We start from the raw sequence: 18,975 nt of genomic DNA, 5'->3' as shown, positions 1-18,975 counted from the left end.
CGCATGGAAGTAAAGGACAACCAATTTAACCGCCAGTTTGAAGCCGAAGTAAACGGAAAAACCTACGCCATAGAATACAGCGTGCAGGAACGCAAACTGTTTCTAACCAAAATATTTCAGCCGGAAGGCGCCGAAGATGACACCGTGATTAACGATATGCTGAAAGAAATACTGGATAACGCCGAGGAAAAACGCCTGCGCGTAATGCCTATACATCCTAAAGTAGTAGCTTTCTTTAAAAAGAACCCGGGGTATAAAGATATGCTTCCGCCGGGCATACGGATTTAATATAAAAATACACACACGTAAATAAACCTAACAAAAACACAATGCAAAGTTTAAAAGGAAAAAATGCGCTGATTACCGGCGCAGGAAAAGGAATTGGCAAAGCTGTGGCACTCGCACTTGCCGAGGAAGGTGCAAATGTGATACTGGTAGCCCGTACTGCTGCCGATGTGGAAGCTGTGGCTAAGGAAGCTGAAGCTAAAGGCGTTAAAACCCTGGCGCTTGCCGCAGACGTAGCCGAAATTATATCTATCACTACTGCTATAGAAAAAGCGGTTGCCGAATTTGGCAAAATAGATATCCTTATCAATAATGCCGGAGTGGGTAAATTCGGCAAGTTTATGGATCTTACTCCTGACGAGTTTGAACACATTATAAAAGTAAACCTAATGGGCACGTACTACGCTACACGTACTGTACTGCCGGGCATGATAGAGCAGCAAAGCGGCGATATTGTAAACATATCTTCTACAGCAGGGCTTCGTGGTGCCGCTGCTACCAGCGCATACAGTGCAAGTAAATTTGCTGTTATGGGCCTTACCGAATCGTTAATGCAGGAAGTACGTAAGCACAACATACGTGTTACCGCCCTGGCACCAAGCACCATTGCTACAGATATGGCAAAAGACCTTAACCTTACCGATGGCAACCCGGAAAAGGTAATGCAGGCCGAAGACTTTGCAGAACTTATAGTAGCACAGCTAAAACTTAACAGGCGCGTTTTTATTAAAGAGAGTAGCATTTGGTCTACTAACCCATAATGATATGAGTGAGCTGAAGTGTCCTTTGTGCAGCGGCAGCTCACAAGTATATTACCTACACAAGGAAAGGGAGTTTTTACAATGCTCCCTTTGCTTTTCTGTATTCCTGAACCCGAAAGATTACCTAAGCATTGAAGAAGAGGTAAAACACTACAACTTTCATAATAATGACCCGGAAGATGTACGTTACCAAAATTTCCTGAGCCCGGTTAACAACCGTATCCTTGCTGATTTTGGTAAGGAACATGAAGGGCTTGATTTTGGTTCGGGAACGGGCTCACCGGTGGTTAAAGTATTAGGAGATAATGGGTATAACATCAGCCAATTTGACCTTTTTTACCATAACCACCCCGCAGTACTACAAAAAAAATACGACTACATAGCCTGCAGCGAAACCGCCGAACACTTTAAACAGCCTTATGCTGAGTTTGCGCAACTTTCAGGCCTTTTAAAACCGGGCGGAAAACTCTACATAATGACCGATCGTTTCAACCCGGAGCGCGACTTCGGCACGTGGTTTTACAAAACAGATCCTACCCATGTTTTCCTGTACAGTGATGAATCATTTAAATGGATACAGAAAGAATTTGGCTTTAAAAACATGATCATAGAGGGGCGTGTAGTGGTTCTTGGATTATGATTTTAACAAAAAACTCAGGCAATGCCTGAGTTTTTTGTTTATGCTAATACCGGTTCGTTTACAAAATTAAAACGTACCAGCCCATCTTCATCTATTTTGGTAAGTGTTACCTCATGCAGTGTATTTATAAGTTCAGGATTCCAGGGTGCTTTTACCTTCACATAGTTCTCTGTAAACCCATGTATATAGCCCTCTTTGTTCTCCCCTTCAAATAAAACAGTGCGCGTAGTACCTATCTGACTCTCGTAAAACGCCCTGCGTTTTTTAACCGAAAGCCCGCGAAGCATCTTACTGCGTTTGGCACGCACATTTGCAGGTACTGCACCGGGCATTTCTGCAGCAGGCGTATTATCGCGCTCACTGTACGTAAACACGTGCAGGTAGCTTATTTCAAGTTCGTTTAAGAAGTTATATGTTTCCAGGAAATGCTCATCAGTCTCGCCAGGGAAACCTACAATCACATCTACCCCAATACAAGCATGCGGCATTACCTCGCGGATTTTAGCCACGCGCTCGGTATATACGTTACGCAGGTAACGGCGGCGCATCAGTTTAAGGATATCATCGCTACCGCTTTGCAGTGGGATGTGGAAATGCGGCACAAACGTACGGCTTTGGCTCACGAACTCTATGGTTTCGTTACGCAGCAGGTTTGGCTCTATAGACGAGATACGCAGGCGCTCTATGCCCTCTACCTTATCCAATGCCTGTACAAGTTCATAAAACGTATGCTCGTGTTTTTTGTTACCAAACTCGCCTTTACCGTAGTCGCCTATATTAACGCCCGTGAGAACGATTTCCTTAATGTTTTGTGCGGAAATTTCGGCGGCGTTTTTCAATACATTTTCTAAGGTATCACTACGTGAAATACCACGTGCCAATGGAATGGTACAGTAGGTACACTTGTAGTCACAACCATCCTGCACTTTTAGGAAGGCGCGGGTACGATCGCCTATAGAATAGCTACCTACATAAAAATCAGCCTCGGCAATTTCGCAAGAGTGTACCTCACCCATGTCGTTTTTGCTCAGGTCGTTTATGTAATCGGTAATTTTAAACTTCTCGGTAGCACCCAGAACCAGGTCTACCCCATCTACAGCGGCAAGTTCCTCAGGCTTTAGCTGCGCATAGCAGCCCACCGCGGCAATAAAGGCTTTGTCATTGGTCTTCAGGGCTTTCTTTACAATTTGCTTAAACTGTTTATCGGCATTATCTGTAACCGAACACGTGTTGATTACATATATGTCGGCGGGGTCTTCAAAATCTACCCTGTCAAAACCATCTTCAGCAAAACTGCGTGCAATAGTACTGGTTTCAGAGAAATTCAGTTTGCAACCCAGCGTGTAAAAAGCGACTTTTTTCCTGTTTTCCATAATCAATAGCCCTAAAGCCTTAAAAATAAGTGTGCAAAGGTACAAACAAAAGTTGAGTTATAAAACACATTTCTGTCATTGAAAAGAGTAAAGCAATCTACTCATAGCAAACAACTTAAACCAACTCTAACAATACGATTATCCGAAATAACGCTCCTGTAATACCGCTACTCAAAATCGCTACATTAAGCAATTATTACATTACTCCATTAACCAAAAGCTTTCGTTTCCAGGTTGGCATCCTTATTTTCAAGCACCGAAGCCTCTTTGGTAAGAAACTCATCTACGTTGCGGGCACACTCACGGCCTTCGCTTATAGCCCAGACTACAAGGCTCTGACCACGGCGCATATCGCCACAGGTAAATATTTTATTATGCGATGTTTTATAGTTTGTGTCGTTTGCTAATACATTACCCTTAGCGTCTTTAGCTAGGTTATAGCGGTTTAAAAGTAGTTGTTCAGGTTTAGAGAAACCTATGGCTATGAGTGCCAAATCACACGGAAGTATACGTTCTGAACCCGGGTTTTCTACCGAATGTAAACGGCGACCATCGGGTGTAAACTCCCAATGCAGGTCGGCTACCTTAATACCGGTAAGATTCCCGTTTTCATCGCCAATAAATTCCTTGGTAGCGGTAGCAAACAAACGCTCGCAACCTTCCTCTTGCGACGAAGATGTTCTGTACACATCCGGGTAATCAGGCCACGGGGTATACGGGGGACGCTCGGTTCCCAATTGGTGCATCAGTGCCAATTGCGTAACACTCTTTGCCCCCTGGCGGATGCTGGTGCCTATACAGTCGCTGCCCGTATCGCCGCTTCCTATAATGATTACGTTTTTATCTTTAGCTATAATATCAAAATCCACAATATTGCTTTCTATACCGGCCCCTGCCAAAGGGTCTTTACCTGCCACACGTTTGTTTTGCTGTTTCAGAAACTCCATGGCATAGTGCACACCATTTAGTTCCCTACCCGGGATTTCTACATTGCGCGGCAGCATGGCGCCGCCTGCCAATATCACAGCGTCAAACTCATGCAGTATATCCGACAGAAATACATTTACTCCTACATTTGCATGGTACTGAAACTGTACGGCGGTCTGCTCCATAAGGGCAATACGGCGGTCTATTACACTTTTTTCTAATTTAAAATCAGGGATACCGTAACGCAGCAATCCACCTGCAGCATCGTCTTTTTCAAATACGGTAACGCTGTGCCCTACCGCATTCAGCTGATCTGCCGCTGCAAGCCCTGCCGGGCCACTACCCACAATAGCCACACGTTTTCCACTGCGTCCTTCGGGTAGATGTGGTTTTACAAAGCCTTTCTCAAAAGCAATTTCTATGATATGCTTTTCAATAGCTTCTATAGCCACAGCCGGGCGGTTGATGTTCAGCACACAAGACGACTCACACGGAGCTGGGCAAATCCTGCCGGTAAACTCCGGGAAGTTATTGGTACTGCTCAATATCTCGTAGGCTTCCTCCCACTTCTCGTGAAAAACCGCGTCGTTAAATTCCGGTATTACGTTGCCCAGCGGGCAACCGCTGTGGCAAAACGGTACACCGCAATCCATACACCGTGCCGACTGCTGGCGCAGTTTTTCATCGGTATACGGTTTGGCAAATTCTTTATAATGTGTAATGCGCTGCGCTACAGGTTCAACCTGTGGCAGTTCACGTTCATATAGTTTAAATCCTGTTATTTTTTCCTGCTTCATAAGTCGATATTTTACCAATCAGGTTGATTTGTATCAATTTTCACTTCTTTTACTGGCTCATACACACTATTAGCCATGTAATGTTGTCCTATCAGTTTATTACCTTCTTTTTTAAACTTCCATATAACTCTGAAACTGGAAGTATTAAAATTACCGGCACCTGTTTCAAGCTTTAGCACATAGTTTTTGTACGTGTAATATCCGACCTGAATTGCCATATCCGGGTTTAAACTTTCTAAAGGTTTTTTCTCAGAATAGTAGGCAAACTGTCCGGTTGGGTACAGTTGTAAGTAACTATGCCTTATATAATTTACCTGGCTGTTTTCATAGTAGCTATAGTAAACTTTACCATCAAAAATTGCCATTTCAGGCCTGAATTTCCTTTTATACCTCTTGTCTTTTAGCTCTATCCTGCCATTGATATTAGTATTTACATAATGGTCGTGTCCATTGATTATTTCTACAACACCACATGAAGAGGAAAACATTGCTACAATTATCAGAACTACAAGTTTTTTCATATTTAAACAGATAATTAAATACTGCATTCTATGTATCCTTTTTCTATTTGAACTATCCGAAATGAAGAAATCTCTTTAACTCGAAATATTGAGATTTCTAGGCTCCACTGCGTTTCGCTCAAAATGGAAAAGACGTCCACTGCACAGTCTTAATACTTAATACTTTGTACTTAATACCCTAAAACTACTTCGCCTTTGCGGCTTCAGCTTGTCTTTGCAGCGCCTTTTTGTACTCTTTAGGGAATACTTTTACAAAGCTGCCCACCTGGTTATCAAAATCTTTCAGTATAAAGTTGGCCGTGGCGCTGTTAGTATACTCATAGTGTTTTTGTAACAGTCCGTGCAGTTCTTCCCTGTCGGCATCGTTGCATTGTTCCAGGTCTATCATTTCGGGGTTGCAACGCTCGGCAAAATCCTTATGAACATCATAGATGTACGCAATACCACCGCTCATACCCGCACCGAAGTTGCGGCCTATTTTGCCCAATATCACTACGCGTCCGCCGGTCATGTATTCGCAACCGTGGTCACCAATGCCTTCTACAACCACCGTAGCACCCGAGTTTCGCACCGCAAAACGCTCACCGGCGCGTCCGTAGATATACGCCTCGCCACTGCTGGCACCATACAGCACCACATTACCCGCCACGCTGTTGGCTTCGGGTTTAAAGCCTGCATTGGCCGGAGGGCAAATAATCAGTTTACCACCGCTTAGGCCTTTGCCTACATAGTCGTTAGAGTCGCCCTCTATACGCAGGGTAAGTCCTTTGGATGCAAACGCCCCAAAACTCTGCCCTGCTGCACCATAAAACTTGAAGTTTATGGTATCATCGGGTAATCCTGCGCTTTTGTAAACTTTGGTAATCTCGTTACTCAGCAGCGTACCTACCGCACGGTTTATATTCCGTATGTTGAATTCTGCCTCCACCTTTTCGCCTTTAATAAGTGCAGGCTGGGCTTTTTCAAGCAATTGCCAATCAAGTATACCATCAAGGCCGTGATCCTGCTCCTCAGTTTTGTACAGGCTTACATTATCAGGGTTCGGTTCTTTATAAAGTACCCTGCCCAGGTCGATATTTTTATGTTTCCAGTATTCAATATCATCCCGTTGTTTCAGGTTGTCTACCTGGCCTATCATTTCGTCTACCGTACGGAAACCAAGCTCTGCCATGATTTCACGCAATTCTTCGGTAATGAACTTAAACAGGTTCACCACATGGTCTACTTCACCGGTAAAACGCTTACGCAATTCCTTATCCTGCGTAGCAACCCCTACAGGGCAACTGTTCAGGTGGCATTTGCGCATCAGTATACAGCCTTCAACTACAAGAGCAGCCGTGGCCACACCCCATTCTTCCGCGCCAAGCAGTGCCGCTATGGCTATATCGCGCCCGGTTTTCATTTGTCCATCGGCCTGAACGGTAACACGCGGACGCAGTTTATTTTTAATCAGGGTTTGGTGGGTTTCGGCAAGACCAAGTTCCCACGGCAATCCTGCATGCTTAATAGAACTTATAGGTGAAGCACCGGTACCACCATCAAATCCTGATACCAGCACCACATCGGCCTTAGCCTTTGTAACGCCCGAAGCTATGGTACCCACGCCTGCTTTACTTACCAGCTTCACGCTAATACGCGCGGCACGGTTGGCGTTCTTTAAGTCGAAGATCAGTTGGGCCAAATCTTCAATCGAATAAATATCGTGGTGCGGGGGTGGTGATATAAGCCCCACACCTGGTGTAGCATGGCGTGTACGGCCTATCCATTCGTCTACCTTTTCGCCCGGTAGCTGACCACCTTCGCCCGGTTTGGCTCCCTGCGCCATTTTTATTTGCAATTCATCGGCTTCGGTAAGGTAACGGCTGGTTACGCCAAAACGGCCACTGGCTACCTGCTTGATTCTCGAACGCATACTGGCACCATCGGTAAGCGGCTCGTAGCGGGCTTCATCTTCCCCGCCCTCACCGGTATTGCTGCGGGCACCTAATTTGTTCATGGCTAATGCCAATGTAGTATGTGCTTCCCAGGAAATAGAACCAAAACTCATGGCTCCGGTAGAGAAACGTTTGTAAATATTCGCGGCAGGTTCTACCTCATCAATAGCAATAGATTTACGTTGCTTATTGAATTCCAGCAGGCTACGAAGCGTACAAGCTTTTTCGCCCTGCTCGTTTATCAGTCGGCTGTATTTTTTAAATAAGTCGTAGTTACCGGTACGCGTACTCAGCTGCAACAGGTGAATGGTTTGCGGGTTAAATAAGTGAAACTCACCCTTACGTTTCCATTGCAGCTCACCGCCTACCGGCAGCCTGTCGTTTGGTATTTGTTTATTACTAAATGCAAAGCGGTGCTTTATCAGGGCTTCTTCTGCTATATCATCCAGCTTAAGTCCTTCAATATTGCTTACCGTGCCGCTAAAATAGGTATCTACCACCTGGCGGCTGATGCCCAGTATTTCAAATATCTGCGCACCTTGGTAACTCTGGAACGTAGAAATTCCCATTTTAGAGAACACTTTAAGCAGACCGCCTTTCATTGCATCTATGTAATTTTCTTTTAATTCTTCTGCGGTAAGATTGGTGTCTGTTTTTCCTTGCTCTACCCTATCGCGTATGGTAGCAAATGCCATGTAAGGGTTAATAGCGGTAGCACCATAGGCAATAAGGCAGGCGGCATGGTGCACTTCCCAAACGTCTCCGGCTTCGGCAATGATGCCCACTTCGCCACGGATGCCTTTACGGATAAGATGGTGGTGTACTGCCGCTACCAATAGTAACGATGGTATGGGTGCATGGCGCGAGTCTATGGCCCTATCTTGCAGGATAAGCATACGGTAACCGTCTTCTACAGCGTCAACAGCGTAACGGCATACACGATCCAGCGCTTTTTTAAGCGCATCTGGACTTCCATCGGCACGGAAATAACCCTGTATGGTTTTGCTCTGGAACGTCCCCGTATCCATACTGCGTATTTTTTCCAGGTAATGGTTATCCAGTATGGGGTGACGCAGTATAATGCTGTGTGCCGCCATTGGGTCTTCAGCCAAAATGTTACCGCTGGTTCCGGCAAAACTGGCTAATGACATTACCAGTTTTTCACGAATCGGGTCAATCGGCGGATTGGTTACCTGAGCAAAAAGCTGCTTGAAGTAGTTTGCCAAATGCTGCGGCTCCTGGCTTAGTACTGCCAGTGGGGTATCGGTACCCATAGAGCCCACCGGTTCTTTACCGGTAAGCGCCATAGGCATAATAATATCTTCTATAGCCTCGGTAGTATACCCGAAGGTTTTTTGGTACTTAAATACCTGATGATGTGCCAGGGGCGTAAATGTAATACGCGGCTCCGGCACCTTACTCATGGTAATTTTATATTTTTCGAGCCATTCGCCATAGGGCTTTTGGCTGCATATTCCTTTTTTAAGCTTGTCGTTGGTTATCAGTTCGCCTTTTTCCAGGTCTACCACCAGCATCTTCCCGGGGCGCAAACGACCTTTCTTCACCACCTCAGAAGCGTGAAGCCCGAGTACTCCCGTTTCAGAAGCCAGTATCATACGGTCATCTTTGGTTATGCTATAGCGTATCGGCCTAAGCCCATTACGGTCCAGGGTAGCACCTATCATTTTGCCATCGCTAAAGCACACTGCAGCCGGGCCATCCCAAGGCTCCATAAGGCATGAGTGGTATTCGTAGAAGGCTTTCTGAACAGGGTCCAGTGCTTCGTTTTCGTCCCAGGCTTCCGGTATTAGCATCATAAGTACGTGCGGAAGGCTCCGCCCACTAAGCATGAGCATCTCTACCATATTGTCAAGGCTTGCCGAGTCGGATTGCTTACCCGGAACTAAGGGCAGCAACATATTAATTTCCTCCTGTGTAAAATGTGGCGACGCAAAGTTTTTTTCATTGGTACGCAGCCAATTCAGGTTCCCCTGTAGCGTATTGATTTCGCCGTTGTGCGCTATGTAGCGGAAGGGTTGTGCCAACGCCCACGACGGGAAGGTATTAGTAGCAAAACGTGAGTGCACCAAGGCATACGCACTGGTCATACGCTTGCTTTGCAAATCCGGGAAATAATGGCGTACCTGCTCACTCGTCAACTGACCTTTGTACACTATGGTCTGCGACGAAAGCGAGGCGATGTAAAAACCGGTTTCGTTCTTTTTAATAATGCTGTTAATGGTGTGCGATGCATAATTGCGCAGTACAAACAGCTTTCGCTCAAAAGCAATATCCTCGGTAATATGTTCCGGACGTTGTATAAACACCTGTTCTATTTCGGGCTCTACACTCAGTGCGGTATCGCCTATCCCATGGCGGTTTACCGGCACCTTACGGTACCCTAAAATATTAAGACCAAGTTGTTCGGCAGTTTCGGCGATGATTTCCTTGCAGTCTTCCTCTAATCCCTTTGGGAAGAATACCATACCTACACCATATTGCCCGGCTTCGGGTAGTTTAATGCCAAGTTGTACGCACTCGCTTACCAAAAACGCATGGGGTACCTGAAACGAAATCCCCGCGCCATCGCCCGTGTTATTTTCACAGCCGCAAGCCCCTCGGTGCTCCAGGTTTTCCAGTATGGTAAGCGCATCAGATATATGCTGGTGACTTTTACGTCCTTTAATACTCGCCACAAAACCGATACCGCACGCATCGTGCTCATGCCGCGAATCGTATAATCCGTGTTGCTCATTCTCCATTAAAATGCTCATGTCTCCTGTTTGTTATGTAAAATCCGTTTATCTTTACTGCCGTGTGGTAATACGGCTGAGATAACGGCGGGTTAAATTATGAAAATTTTACATAATAAATGTTAAAACACAAAACATAAACAAGTGTAAAACCCTATTTTAAACAATTAAAAACAATTAAAACACCGAAACACTACACATAATTTAATATAAAAATCACAAATAATACCTTATAGTTACATTATTAAAAATTGATGGGTAATTTTTTGAAATATCTGTATATCGGGACAATTATGTTAATATTTGTTTCGTGCAATAAAAATACTGAAAACAGTGGCGACAACCTCGTTTTCAGGTATAATGAAAATGCTGCGGTTAACTCGCTCGATCCTGCCTTTGCTAAAATACGTCCGAGTATATGGGTGTGTAACCAGTTGTTTAACGGACTTGTACAGCTGGATGACAACCTTAACATACAACCCGACATCGCAAAAAAATGGGTTATTTCGCCGGATGGAAAAACTTATACCTTTACTTTAAGAAATGATGTGTACTTTCATAAAAGCGAACTGTTTGGCAATGATAGTACACGCCTTGTTACAGCCCATGATTTTGCTTACAGCATTAACCGATTGCGTAATGAAAAAGTAGCCTCACCAGGCGGATGGATTTTACAGAATGTAGAAAATTTCAGGGCGGTTAACGACAGCGTTTTTGAAATCAGGCTTACCAAAACCTTCCCGGCATTCCTGGGTTTACTTACCATGAAGTACGCATCGGTAGTACCACACGAAGCCTTTGAGAAACAAGGTTACGATTTCCGTTCGAATCCCATAGGTACCGGCCCGTTCCGTTTTAAAATATGGGAGGAAAACGTAAAACTGGTGCTCCGCAAAAATCCGCTGTATTATGAGCGAGATGAAAAAGGTGTGCAACTGCCTTATATGGAAGCGGTAGCGATCACTTTTTTACCGGATAAACAAAGTGGTTTCCTTCAATTTGTGCAAGGCAAGCTGGACTTTGTATCGGGGCTAGATCCCAGCTACAAAGATGAAATACTTACCCCGAAAGGCGAGCTTCAGCCAAAGTATAACGATAAGGTAAACATGATTACCGGCCCCTACCTTAACACTGAGTATATGGGCTTTAGGATGGATGGCGACAATGCAGCACTAAAAGACAAACGGCTGCGACAGGCACTTAACTATGGCTTTGATAAAGATAAAATGGTTAAGTACCTTAGAAACGGTATGGGTACAGGTGCCATACACGGCATAATACCTACAGGGCTGGGAGGCTATGGTGCCAAAGGCTACGAATACAATCCTGAAAAAGCCCGGGAACTGGTAGCGGCGTACAAAAAAGCTACCGGAGATAACAATCCTAAAATACAAATGAGCACCACCGCCAGCTATGCCGACCTGGGTGAATATGCGCAACGCGAGTGGCAAAAAATAGGCTTAACGGTAGAAGTAGATATTAACCCTCCTACTACGCTTACGCAAAGCATAGCTACCGGAAAGGCGCCGTTTTTTAAGGCTACATGGATAGCAGACTACCCTGACGCGGAGAACTACCTGAGCTTGTTTTACAGTAAAAACTTTGCGCCCGGTGGGCCTAACTATACCCACTTTAACAGCCCGAAATTTGACACACTGTACGAAGCGGCATTCCTGGAAACCGATGACGCAAAACGTTTTGAGCTGTACCGTCAAATGGACGAACTTGTAATGGAGGAAGCGCCTATTATTCCGCTGTTTTATGATAAGGCTTCGCGTTTTACACAAAAAAACATAAGCGGGCTGGGTATAAATCCGCTAAACTTACTGGTACTAAAACGGGTAAAGAAAAACTAACAGTTACCGGTAATCATACGTTACCGGTACTTTAGCAGATGATATTTGCGGTTCCTTTACAATTTTCTTTTCGTAACGGGGCTTTACCTCATAATCGGTATATTTTTCGTCTTTGTATTTAATGTGCTCTATAATTGCCGAAACCTTTACGTTTACGTCTATAGGCTGTACAAGGTTATCGTTAACTAACAGTACGTAAAATTTGCCCTGCTGTAACTTACTTTCGGTAAAGCGTTTATAAGCAGCAATACCTTTGCCATTATCGTAGGCTTTATAGTCTTTTTGAGCCATAAACAGGTTTTTGGCCTGCTCGTTACTGATTGCGTATTCTACATCTTCGCCGTTAACGGGTAGCACCAGGTTAGTAACGGCACCTGCAGCGATACCACCAAGAGGGGTTGTAAAAAATGTAGTGGCACCCTGTACGGCACCTACTATCATTTTACGGTTTTGTTTCCAAAACTCGTTACTCTCCTCGCCTACACCTACCCAGTACGCCCAGGCCACTACCTTTTTACTCTCATACTTGGTAACTTCGTTTACCGGAAGTGAAAATTCTACAAAAGTGCGCGTGGCACTAAAACTACTTTTAGCATTCACGCGCTGGCTCTTGTCTATAACCAGCTCCTCATAACGGTTTTCTGAAGCTACTACTTTACGGGTCTTTTGTACTTTAAGGGTATCATAGCCTACCATAACATCTTTGGTCACGGCTGTCCAGGCGGTATCCTGTACGGTAGCCCATTTTACAGCCGTATTAAAATTACGGGTGGCACTACCATCAGGAACGCGCTGTATGGTAACATTCATGGTGCGTTTTCCGCGGGCTGTGTTGGTAAACCTAAACACAAACACTCCCTTATCTGTAGCCGTAAATTCGCATTTCTCCTCACGTATGTTTTGCCCCCTGAATTTTAGCACATCCGGGTACTGTAAAATGCTTACCTCACCAAGCGCCGAACCATCCGCTTTAAGCGCTACAATAACGCGGTCTCCGGCGGCAAAGCCATACATTATTTCTTCGGTTTTATTGCCCTCCAGCTTTAATTGCAGCTCGGCAACCGTGATTTTTTGCCCAAAGCTGCCGCCTGCGATTAACAACAGGCAGCCGAGTAAAAATTGCTTCATTCCGTTATAGTTTTTTAGCTTCGTTCCAAAACACATCCATTTCTGCCAGGGTCATATCTGCCAGGGATTTACCCATTTCAGCAGCCTTACCCTCAAGATATGTAAAACGCTTTATAAACTTTTTATTAGTGCGCTCCAGCGCGTCTTCAGGGTTTACCTTCAAAAACCGTGCATAATTGATCAGCGAAAACAATACATCGCCAAATTCCGCCTCTATTTTATCGTGGTCGCCGCTTTGCACCTCCTCATAAAACTCGCCAAGCTCCTCCTGTACTTTTTCCCAAACCTGGTTAGGCTCCTCCCAGTCAAATCCCACACCACGGGCTTTATCCTGTATTCGGCTGGCCTTTACCAGCGCAGGCAAGCTTTTTGGCACACCTTCCAGCACTGATTTTTTGCCTTCTTTCAGCTTTAGTTTTTCCCAGTTTTGTTTTACTTCCTCCTCATCCTGCACTACCACGTCGCCATATATGTGCGGGTGGCGGTGAATCAGCTTATCGCAAATGCCGTTAGCTACATCGGCAATATCAAAATCGCCTGTTTCACTACCTATTTTGGCATAAAATACTATGTGCAGTAGTATATCGCCCAGCTCTTTCTTTACTTCTGTAAGGTCGTTATCCAGTATGGCATCGCCCAGTTCATAAGTTTCCTCTATGGTAAGGTGGCGCAGGGTTTGCAGGGTTTGCTTTTTATCCCACGGGCACTTTTCACGGAGGTCATCCATAATATCCAGTAAGCGGTTAAAGGCGTCGAGTTGTTGCTGGCGTGTATTCATGGCAGTAAATTTTGCGTAAAAGTACAGAAACCGCTACAATTAAACACGCACCACTGCTAAACCTTTACATTTAAGATAGATGCCTGAGGCGCAAATCCATGTGATTAATAAAATACCGTGCAAAAAAATAAACAATTACTACAAAGTCTACGGTTTGTGTACATCCTGTATAAGTAATAGATAAAATAATATATTTTTAAAAAGGAGGTTTTAGGTATTTTGGCAACGCTGTTACAACGTTTTCTTAACACATGGAACAGCTTTAAAACAAACATATTACATCATGAAAAAAAGTATATTACCCCTATTATTATTAGCCGGTGCTGCCGGATGGAGTCAAAAAAACCTTGTAAAAAACGGAGGGTTTGAAGCAGGATCTACCCAGGAATGGCGCGGTGAAGTAGCCGTGGTAAATAACTTTGACAAAAAAGCCGGAAAAAGCAGCGGCATGATAAACCAGTTTACAGGACAGCAATGGAAAGGGATAGATCAAATTGTATCTATACCAAAAGAAACCTTTGCCTTAGAGTTTAGCGTATGGATAAAAGCAGACAATATAGAAGGTGGTAAAGACGCCTGGAATGCGGGCGTAATGACCGTAGAACTTTTAACCGGTGGAGAATCAAACATAAGCTATGAAAATGTAGCGCAGGTTACCGGATCTACGGGATGGACAGAATATAAAAAGACTGTAATTGTACCTAATGGTGCCAAAAAGTTCAGGATTATGCTGGCTTTGGCACAAACTAACGGATCAGTTTTATTTGACGAAGTAACCGCCATACCCTACAGTACAGCCGACTTTGAAAAGAAAAAAGATGACGAGCGAAAAGCCGCACAGGCTGCAGCTGAAAAATTTAAAAACGGAAACTTTGAAGACGGCACTAAAGGCTGGCGTGGTAGTGTAAACCTTGTCAACACGGCTAAAGAAGGTACTTCGGCAGTAGCCATAAGTTCGCAACAGCCCACTTGGACCGGTATAGATCAAATTGCTACGGTACCTTCAGGCAGCAAAAAAATACAGGTATCGGGCTGGCTTAAAGCCGATAAAATAATCCGAGGTAAGGAAACCTGGAACAATGGCGTATTTATTTTAGAGCTGACTAAAGATGGACAAACCAAAGCCACTGACGATCAACTTATAGGGAGTGTTACCGCCAACGAAGACTGGACGTTTTTTGATAAAACCTTTGACCTGCCGCAGGATGCCGAAAAATTCAGGCTGATGCTGGCACTTAGCAATTGCACGGGTACGCTCCTTGCCGATGACATTAAAGTAACTTTCTTAAATCAATAATCCCGGAAAGTAAAGCCATGAAACGATTAATTCTAAAACTTCTGGCCCTGTGTGCACCGATATACGCAAGCGCTAATGTGGTACTGCCTTCGTTCTTTTCAGATAACATGGTGCTGCAACGCAATGCACCTGTAAAACTATGGGGGTGGTCGCACCCTAATGAGGAAATAACCGTAACCACAGGCTGGGATAATAAGGAATATAAGATAAAAGGATCTAACCAAGCTACCTGGAGCTTAAACGTACAAACACCGGGAGCGGGTGGACCTTACACCATAAAATTTAAAGGCTACAACGAGGTTACACTAAATAACGTAATGCTGGGCGAGGTATGGCTATGTAGCGGGCAGAGCAATATGGAATGGACTCCAAATGCAGGAATTACAGGTGGCGAGGCAGAAATAGCGAAGGCTAACTACCCTGATATCCGATTTTTTACGGTACCTAAAGTTACGGCTAAATATCCGCAGCAAAACCTACCGGGTAACTGGCAGGCGTGTAGCCCTGAAACCATGAAACACTTTAGTGCTATAGGTTATTTCTTTGCCCAACGCCTTCAGCAAGACCTTAAGGGAGTGGCGATTGGAGTAATCAATTCGAGTTGGGGTGGCACGCCGGCAGAAATCTGGTTTCCGGAAGAGGCCATTGCCGCTGATCCTATATTGAGCCAGGCAGCAGCAAAGCTAAAGCCCGCCGAATGGGGCCCTCATGAGCCCGGCCGCGCCTGGAATGCAATGGTTAACCCGCTTGCAGGCTATCGGATAGCGGGCGCGCTATGGTATCAGGGCGAAAGTAACGTGGGGAGCGAGGTATATAATAAAACACTTGCAGGGCTTATAACATCGTGGAGAAAAGCGTGGTCTTATGACTTTCCGTTTTATTATGTGCAAATTGCACCGTATAATTATGACGGGTACCCTGATGCCGACTGGGGTGTGAAGGTACGCGATGCGCAGCGCAGGGTACTAAACCAAGTGCCTAATACAGCCATGGCCGTAATAAGCGATGTGGGCAACCTTACCGACATTCACCCCCGCGATAAAAAGCCTGTAGGTATACGCCTGGCTAACATAGCGTTGAATAAAATATACGGCACAAACAAAGCGGTTGCCGAAAGCCCGCTATATAAAGATTTTACCGTTAAAGGCAATAAAGTTACTGTTCATTTCAGCAATGCTTCAGGACTTCATTTTGCAGGAAAAACGTCTACTTTATTTGAAATAGCCGGTGCCGATGGCAAGTTTTACCCGGCTTCAGCAAAACTGGAAAAAGACGCCGTAGTGGTAAGTTCTGCGGAGGTTTCCCGTCCTGTAAAAGTGCGCTACGGCTGGAAAAATGCCGCGGTGTCTGATCTGTTTAACAGTGCTAATCTACCCGCCTCATCATTTACAAGCGAGTAACTCCCTATAAAACAACGTGTAAAACCAAATGAAAAAATCACAAACCCTTATAGTACTGGCTTTGCTGGCGGCCGGCACAGCACAATCCCAGAAAAAGAAAAAAATGGAACAAACACAAGACATAGAAACCCGCATAGAAAGCCTCTTAGCCAAAATGACCTTAGAGGAAAAAGTAGGCCAAATGAACCAATACAACGGATTTTGGGAAGTTACAGGCCCTGCCCCTAAAGAAGGTAATGCTGCCATAAAATACGAACATCTTCGCAAAGGCTGGGTAGGCTCTATGCTTACGGTACGCGGTGTAGACCAGGTACGTGCAGTACAAAAAATAGCAGTAGAAGAAACTCGCCTGGGCATACCACTCATTATAGGTTTTGACGTGATTCACGGGTATAAAACCCTGTCTCCCATACCGCTTGCAGAGGCTGCAAGCTGGGATATGCAGGCCATACGAAAATCGGCAGAAACCGCTGCTGCCGAGGCTTCTGCATCGGGCATTAACTGGACGTTTGGGCCTATGGTAGACATAAGCCGTGACGCCCGATGGGGACGTGTAATGGAAGGCGCCGGAGAAGACCCGTTCCTTGGCGCTAAAGTAGCCGAGGCCCGCGTTAAGGGCTTTCAGGGAGATACCCGTGCAGACCTTGCCAAACCCAATACCATTGCGGCTTGCGCCAAGCACTTTGCTGCGTACGGATTTGCAGAGGCGGGACGCGACTACAACACTGTAGACATCAGTAATTCAACGTTATACAACGCTGTGTTACCACCATTTGAAGCGGCTAAAAATGCAGGTGTACGTACCTTTATGAACTCGTTTAACGTACTTAATGGTGTACCGGCAACGGGCAGCAGTTTCCTGCAAAGAGATATACTGAAAGGCAAATGGGGATTTGACGGTTTTGTGATAACCGACTGGGCATCAATACGCGAAATGATAAAATGGGGCCATGCCAAAGATGGGGCCGACGCGAGCCAAAAGGCCGTAACCGCCGGTGCAGACATGGATATGGAAAGCCATTTATATGTGTATGAACTGGTTAAGCTGGTACAGGAAGGCAAGGTAGACGTTAAGCTTATTGACGATGCTGTACGCCGCATATTACGTGTGAAGTTTGAACTTGGATTGTTTGACGACCCGTACCGTTACTGCAATGAAAAGACTGAAAAAGAGGTCATTGGCAGTAAAGCCAACCATGAAGCTGTACTGGACATGGCGAAGAAATCCATAGTGCTTTTAAAGAACGAAGGTAACCTGCTTCCGCTTAAAAAAACAGGACAGAAAATAGCTGTAATCGGTTCGCTTGCAGCAGATAAAAACAGTCCGTTGGGCAGCTGGCGTATTGCATCAGACGATAATACTGCCGTATCTGTTTTAGAAGGTTTACAACAATACAAAGGCAATGCCCTTACCTATGAAAAAGGCGCGGAACTTACTGTAAACAAGGCTACTTTCCTGGATGAAGTGGTGTACAATACTACCGACAGAAGCGGATTTGATGCGGCGAAAAAAGCTGCCAAAGAAGCCGATGTGGTAATTATGGTGCTAGGCGAGCACGGCTTTAGCAGCGGAGAAGGCCGCAGCCGTACCAACCTCGATTTGCCCGGTTTACAGCAGGAATTGCTTGAAGAAGTATATAAAATAAACAAAAATGTAGTACTTGTACTAAACAACGGAAGGCCACTTTCTGTTACTTGGGCAGATGCGCATATCCCTGCGATTGTAGAGGCGTGGCACTTGGGTACAGAAACCGGAAACGCTGTGGCACAGGTACTTTACGGTGATTATAACCCTAGCGGTAAGCTACCTATGACGTTCCCGAGGAACGTGGGCCAGGTGCCTATTTACTACGCGTTGCTAAACACCGGAAGGCCTACAAACGCTGATAATAACGTGTTCTGGTCGCATTACAGCGATGTAGAAAAAACACCGCTATACCCTTTCGGTCATGGTCTTAGCTACACTACTTTTGAGTATGGTAAAGTAACCCTACACAAAACATCTTACGCTAAGGGCGAGCCTGTAAAAGTAAGCGTAACCGTTAAAAACACAGGTAATTACGATGGTAAAGAAGTGGTGCAACTCTACATTAGAGATGAAGTAGCCAGCCTGGCACGCCCCATAAAAGAGCTTAAAGGCTTTGAGCTGGTGGCACTTAAAAAAGGCGAAACCAAAACCGTAACCTTTACCCTAACCGATAAAGAACTGGGCTTTTATAACAACGAAGGCCAGTATCTGTTAGAGCCGGGAACGTTTAAAGTTTTTGTAGGTTCATCATCTGAAAAAGTACAGGAAGCAACATTTGAACTTCAGTAAAAGTTAGCATACCTTAAACGAGAAAGCGGCGCAAATTTGCGCCGCTTTTATTTTATAGGAAAATTCCTTCAAAAAAGATATGTATATTGGTTAACGGTAATGATTCTTCCGCAATTGATGTATTTTTTTAAAAAACCATAAAACATAAATACCTGATAATCAAAAGCTATAAAATCTGGTATTTTCCGAAAAACAGCTACCTATTACG

12 protein-coding genes and 1 pseudogene are annotated in these 18,975 nt (G+C 44.9%); 7 read left to right on the top strand and 6 right to left on the bottom strand.

The window, feature by feature from the left end:
- The first annotated feature begins 3 nt into the window (after nucleotides 1–3).
- The 3 genes and pseudogenes from ACLI08_RS08185 (at nucleotide 4) to ACLI08_RS08175 (ending at nucleotide 1,686) form a co-directional block, all read left to right on the top strand.
- On the top strand, nucleotides 4–288 hold the full coding sequence (locus ACLI08_RS08185) for a GNAT family N-acetyltransferase (RefSeq protein ID WP_411427983.1): 285 nt from the start codon (nucleotides 4–6) through the stop codon (nucleotides 286–288).
- A gap of 32 nt (nucleotides 289–320) precedes the next feature.
- Nucleotides 321–1,046: pseudogene (locus ACLI08_RS08180) on the top strand (3-ketoacyl-ACP reductase); the annotation flags it as partial.
- Nucleotides 1,047–1,050: 4 nt separating this feature from the next.
- The gene (locus tag ACLI08_RS08175; protein ID WP_411427982.1) at nucleotides 1,051–1,686 is read left to right on the top strand and encodes a class I SAM-dependent methyltransferase; all 636 of its coding nucleotides are present in this window, start codon (nucleotides 1,051–1,053) and stop codon (nucleotides 1,684–1,686) included.
- Between the two features lie 38 nt (nucleotides 1,687–1,724).
- Here the strand turns inward: ACLI08_RS08175 and mtaB are convergent, their stop codons facing one another.
- The 4 genes from mtaB to gltB all read right to left on the bottom strand — a co-directional run bounded on the left by mtaB (nucleotide 1,725) and on the right by gltB (nucleotide 10,012).
- Nucleotides 1,725–3,059, bottom strand: coding sequence for a tRNA (N(6)-L-threonylcarbamoyladenosine(37)-C(2))-methylthiotransferase MtaB (gene mtaB / locus ACLI08_RS08170; RefSeq protein WP_411427981.1), 1,335 nt, complete (start codon nucleotides 3,057–3,059; stop codon nucleotides 1,725–1,727).
- A 209-nt stretch (nucleotides 3,060–3,268) separates the two neighbouring features.
- Nucleotides 3,269–4,783 carry a glutamate synthase subunit beta gene (locus ACLI08_RS08165; protein ID WP_411427980.1) on the bottom strand — a complete coding sequence of 505 codons (1,515 nt, stop codon included), beginning with the start codon at nucleotides 4,781–4,783 and terminating at the stop codon, nucleotides 3,269–3,271.
- Nucleotides 4,784–4,794: 11 nt separating this feature from the next.
- A complete protein-coding gene (locus ACLI08_RS08160; RefSeq protein ID WP_411427979.1) occupies nucleotides 4,795–5,304 on the bottom strand; it encodes a hypothetical protein in 510 nt (169 codons plus the stop codon).
- A gap of 184 nt (nucleotides 5,305–5,488) precedes the next feature.
- Entirely contained in the window at nucleotides 5,489–10,012 is a 4,524-nt protein-coding gene (gene gltB / locus ACLI08_RS08155; protein ID WP_411427978.1) for a glutamate synthase large subunit, read from the bottom strand.
- Nucleotides 10,013–10,245: 233 nt separating this feature from the next.
- Between gltB and ACLI08_RS08150 the strand changes: the two genes are divergently transcribed.
- Nucleotides 10,246–11,847: an ABC transporter substrate-binding protein gene (locus ACLI08_RS08150; RefSeq protein ID WP_411427977.1), complete on the top strand. Its 1,602-nt coding sequence runs from the start codon at nucleotides 10,246–10,248 to the stop codon at nucleotides 11,845–11,847.
- A gap of 3 nt (nucleotides 11,848–11,850) precedes the next feature.
- Here the strand turns inward: ACLI08_RS08150 and ACLI08_RS08145 are convergent, their stop codons facing one another.
- Nucleotides 11,851–12,975 carry a hypothetical protein gene (locus ACLI08_RS08145; protein ID WP_411427976.1) on the bottom strand — a complete coding sequence of 375 codons (1,125 nt, stop codon included), beginning with the start codon at nucleotides 12,973–12,975 and terminating at the stop codon, nucleotides 11,851–11,853.
- 4 nt (nucleotides 12,976–12,979) lie between these two features.
- Nucleotides 12,980–13,753 carry a nucleoside triphosphate pyrophosphohydrolase gene (mazG, locus tag ACLI08_RS08140; protein WP_411427975.1) on the bottom strand — a complete coding sequence of 258 codons (774 nt, stop codon included), beginning with the start codon at nucleotides 13,751–13,753 and terminating at the stop codon, nucleotides 12,980–12,982.
- Nucleotides 13,754–14,036: 283 nt separating this feature from the next.
- Here mazG and ACLI08_RS08135 point away from each other — a divergent pair, with 283 nt between their 5' ends.
- The 3 genes from ACLI08_RS08135 to bglX are packed head-to-tail and all read left to right on the top strand — an operon-like array spanning nucleotide 14,037 to nucleotide 18,767.
- Nucleotides 14,037–15,050, top strand: a complete 1,014-nt coding sequence (locus ACLI08_RS08135) for a carbohydrate binding domain-containing protein (RefSeq protein ID WP_411427974.1) — start codon at nucleotides 14,037–14,039, stop codon at nucleotides 15,048–15,050.
- 17 nt (nucleotides 15,051–15,067) lie between these two features.
- The gene (locus tag ACLI08_RS08130) at nucleotides 15,068–16,450 is read left to right on the top strand and encodes a sialate O-acetylesterase (protein ID WP_411427973.1); all 1,383 of its coding nucleotides are present in this window, start codon (nucleotides 15,068–15,070) and stop codon (nucleotides 16,448–16,450) included.
- A gap of 28 nt (nucleotides 16,451–16,478) precedes the next feature.
- Nucleotides 16,479–18,767: a beta-glucosidase BglX gene (gene bglX, locus ACLI08_RS08125; protein ID WP_411427972.1), complete on the top strand. Its 2,289-nt coding sequence runs from the start codon at nucleotides 16,479–16,481 to the stop codon at nucleotides 18,765–18,767.
- The last annotated feature ends 208 nt before the right edge of the window (nucleotides 18,768–18,975 follow it).

Source organism: Flavobacterium sp. RNTU_13, assembly GCF_046614455.1.
Taxonomy (GTDB): Bacteria; Bacteroidota; Bacteroidia; order Flavobacteriales; family Flavobacteriaceae; genus Flavobacterium.
The sequence above is the reverse complement of the archived record's forward strand: the minus strand, read 5'-3'. Positions and strand labels throughout refer to the sequence as shown.

What these genes read in the sequence shown, in the direction of transcription:
- ACLI08_RS08185 (WP_411427983.1), top strand. Translation starts at nt 4, where the DNA reads ATGGAAGTAAAGGACAACCAATTTAACCGCCAGTTTGAAGCCGAAGTA.
- ACLI08_RS08175 (WP_411427982.1), top strand. Translation starts at nt 1,051, where the DNA reads ATGAGTGAGCTGAAGTGTCCTTTGTGCAGCGGCAGCTCACAAGTATAT.
- mtaB (WP_411427981.1), bottom strand. Translation starts at nt 3,059, where the DNA reads ATGGAAAACAGGAAAAAAGTCGCTTTTTACACGCTGGGTTGCAAACTG.
- ACLI08_RS08165 (WP_411427980.1), bottom strand. Translation starts at nt 4,783, where the DNA reads ATGAAGCAGGAAAAAATAACAGGATTTAAACTATATGAACGTGAACTG.
- ACLI08_RS08160 (WP_411427979.1), bottom strand. Translation starts at nt 5,304, where the DNA reads ATGAAAAAACTTGTAGTTCTGATAATTGTAGCAATGTTTTCCTCTTCA.
- gltB (WP_411427978.1), bottom strand. Translation starts at nt 10,012, where the DNA reads ATGAGCATTTTAATGGAGAATGAGCAACACGGATTATACGATTCGCGG.
- ACLI08_RS08150 (WP_411427977.1), top strand. Translation starts at nt 10,246, where the DNA reads ATGGGTAATTTTTTGAAATATCTGTATATCGGGACAATTATGTTAATA.
- ACLI08_RS08145 (WP_411427976.1), bottom strand. Translation starts at nt 12,975, where the DNA reads ATGAAGCAATTTTTACTCGGCTGCCTGTTGTTAATCGCAGGCGGCAGC.
- mazG (WP_411427975.1), bottom strand. Translation starts at nt 13,753, where the DNA reads ATGAATACACGCCAGCAACAACTCGACGCCTTTAACCGCTTACTGGAT.
- ACLI08_RS08135 (WP_411427974.1), top strand. Translation starts at nt 14,037, where the DNA reads ATGAAAAAAAGTATATTACCCCTATTATTATTAGCCGGTGCTGCCGGA.
- ACLI08_RS08130 (WP_411427973.1), top strand. Translation starts at nt 15,068, where the DNA reads ATGAAACGATTAATTCTAAAACTTCTGGCCCTGTGTGCACCGATATAC.
- bglX (WP_411427972.1), top strand. Translation starts at nt 16,479, where the DNA reads ATGAAAAAATCACAAACCCTTATAGTACTGGCTTTGCTGGCGGCCGGC.